Source organism: Holdemanella sp. (assembly GCF_056804935.1).
Genome location: NZ_DBMEXE010000227.1, coordinates 1502 through 2535 on the forward strand (window position 1 = coordinate 1502; position 1034 = coordinate 2535).

Here is a 1034-nt window from a genome sequence, read left to right on the forward strand (position 1 = left end):
CAGTTCCGGTATTGATAAAGTATTCTCGTGCGAGTTGTTCTTGGCTTAAATAATCACCATACTTATCTTCAAATGTGTTGATATCCACTTCAGTAATACGCTCAATTCGTTCTTCAATTCCATCCACAACTAACATCTCGCCAGGCGTATAATTTGTTATCGTGATATCGCCAAATGGTACATAATATGGATTCGCAAATATAGTATGCATATTACAAGCTTTGATCATAGCTCCATATTCATCAACAACATCAATCACAATCACATTTTTCTTTGTATCAGTTTTTCGTAGCCCCCTACCTATTTGTTGTAGATATAGAACTTTAGAAAGAGTAGGTCTAGCCATAACTAAAATACCAAGCTCAGGATAGTCCCATCCTTCAGAAATCATGTTACAAGTACAAAGGAATCGGATTTTCTTGTTCTTGAAATCATCCATGACAGATGCAGGATTTTTTGTTTGTCCAGTATAGCTAGCCGCAACAATTCCTGCTTTATTAAGAAGACGAGCCATTTCGTTTGCGTGAGAAACATTAACACAAAAGATAACACCTTGGCGTAAGCTAGCTTCTCCAGAAGTAAAGTATTCTTTGAGTACATCTACAATTAATTCATTTCTAGAAGTCACTCGTATTCTTTTTTCTAAATCTGCATTTACATAATCTTTACCATTAAAACGAACTTTAGAAAGATCAATATTTGTTTCAATTCGATATACATTTGCCTTGGCAACAATTTCTTTTTCCATAGCTTCTTTTAAAGAAAGAGAAGTGGAATAGCTACCGAATACAGTTTCTAATTTTTTCTTATCCGGTCTTTGATCTGTTGCAGTTAATCCTATGGTGAAATCTGCATTATAATATTGAATAACTCTTTTTAGCATTGGAGCCACCGCATGGTGAGCTTCATCAACAACTATATAATTATAATAATCTGAAGATAACTCTGTATAATGTCTTGCCATATATGCATAGGTTCTTATATCAATTTTATCTTCTAGTTCAGGCAAAGAATTATGCACTCTTTGATTCCAG

The 1034-nt window shown here is 34.0% G+C and carries 1 protein-coding gene; it reads right to left on the reverse strand.

From position 1 onward, the window contains the following. A partial coding sequence (locus tag ACZQCL_RS08630; RefSeq protein WP_482482813.1) for a DEAD/DEAH box helicase occupies positions 1-1009 on the reverse strand: 1009 nt, incomplete at its 3' end. Between the last annotated feature and the right edge of the window lie 25 nt (positions 1010-1034).